The 1,715-nt window shown below is 64.0% G+C and carries 3 protein-coding genes; all 3 read right to left on the bottom strand.

All coding sequences use genetic code 11. The annotated features are described in order from the left end of the window. On the bottom strand, positions 1–466 hold a 466-nt coding region (locus EN893_RS32610), incomplete at its 3' end, for an HPr family phosphocarrier protein (RefSeq protein ID WP_128362120.1). Between the two features lie 56 nt (positions 467–522). Next, positions 523–903, bottom strand: a complete 381-nt coding sequence (locus EN893_RS32605) for a PTS glucitol/sorbitol transporter subunit IIA (protein ID WP_013529330.1) — start codon at positions 901–903, stop codon at positions 523–525. A gap of 105 nt (positions 904–1,008) precedes the next feature. Further along, on the bottom strand, positions 1,009–1,715 hold a 707-nt coding region (locus tag EN893_RS32600), incomplete at its 5' end, for a PTS glucitol/sorbitol transporter subunit IIB (protein WP_128362119.1).

Genomic DNA, 1,715 nt, shown 5'->3' with positions numbered 1-1,715 from the left:
CGATCTCCTCGGCCCGCAACACGCGGCCCCGTCCGGCGATATCGGGTGGGAAATGCGCAAAGGCCGGGCCGATGGCGAAACCTTCGCTGGCGGCCACGCCACGCAGGCGGTTTGCCCCGTCAGGAGCCGCCGGCACGAATCCGGGCGCGGGTGCCGCTTCCTGCCCGGCATCGTTCGCCGGGCTCTGCGCTTCCGCTTCATCATCGAGGCCGGCCCGCGGATTCTCGAGGTAGCCGATCAGCGCCTCGAGCGCCTCGATGGCATCGGCGCCATTCGCCCGCACCGTGACTTCCTGGTTCTCCTTGACCGCCAGCAGCATCAGCTTGACCGAACTCTTGGCGCTGACCGCCTTGCCGTCCTTGACCAGTTCGACGTCGGATTCGAAGCCCTTGGCGAGCTTCACGAACCGCGTCGCGGGACGGGCGTGCAAACCTTCATGCACTCGGACGATGGTCGAGCGTTCCATGGCAAATACTCTGGTTTTGGGCGCCGCTCCCAACATAGGCCGCGGCGCGAATGCTGTCAGGCGGCGATGGTGATGATCGCCCCGGTCTTCAGTGCGGCCACGAGCGCTTGCGGGTCGACTTGCGACGCGCAGATCTCGCCGGGCCTCTCGGCCTCCGTAGCGCCGTTGAACGAAATGACGACATGGCCCATTTCCAGCACCTTGCTCCACGCGCTGGAGCCGACCGCTGTGATAACAGCGGCAACCGGGCCGAGGGTGATCGAAGCGCCCTTGGCGGGCGCTCCGTCACTTGGCCCCTGCTCCGCCTTGTGGAGCACCGAAACCTCGGCAAGCTCCGGCGGCGAGCCATCCGCAAACAGGATGACCACGCCCCCTTCGGCAAGGTCCGCCACTTCGGGGCCGATGGCAGTGACCCGTGTTCTCAGCAGAACCGTCATATGGCGAACCTCTTCTCTACTTTTCCTAGAGCGGTGAACCGCTCTATCTCTTTGTTTTGACGCAATTTCCAAAGGAAAGCATTATGCGCTTTTCCCGGAATTGCCTTAGAACACGATCAGGCTGACGACCCAGGCGATCAGCACCGAGACCGGCCCCATGATCTGGCGGCTGATGAGCACCGCCGGAACGCCGATTTCGATCGTCTTAGGCTTGGCCTCACCGAGCGCCAGGCCGACCGGGACGAAGTCGCAGCCCACCTGGGTATTGTAGGCAAACAGCGCCGGCAGTGCCATCGCCGGCGAAATCGTGCCGTTGGCGATCTGCGGGCCGATGATGGCAACGCCGATGACCTGCGCGATGACAGCGCCTGGCCCGAGGATGGGCGAAAGGAACGGCAGGCCGCAGATCGCCGAGATGATCAGCAGGCCGACGATGTTGTTGGCCAGCGGACCCATCGGCTGCGCCAGCACATCACCGATGCCGGTATACAGGATCAGACCGATGAGCATGGTCACGAACGCCATGAACGGCAGCACGTTGCGAATGACCTGATCGATGGTGCGACGGCCGGCATTGAAGAAGATGCCGACGATACGTCCCATGACGCGGCCGATCGTGCTGATGAGCCCGATCAGCCCACCTTCGCTCGGCAGCGGCTGTGGTGCCGCGGCCGCATTGTTGCTTGAACTCATCGCTGCTGCTCCCCCTGCAGTCGTGACCGTTTCGGATCCGTCCGCCATTGTGATGTTGGCCGGCTTCACGCCCGAAACGTAGATGTCCTCGGTGATGAACTGGGCCAGCGGTCCGGACT

The sequence above is a fragment of the Mesorhizobium sp. M7A.F.Ca.CA.004.04.2.1 genome (genome assembly GCF_004022825.1).
Classification (GTDB): domain Bacteria; phylum Pseudomonadota; class Alphaproteobacteria; order Rhizobiales; family Rhizobiaceae; genus Mesorhizobium.
This window is presented reverse-complemented; position numbering and strand designations above follow the sequence as displayed.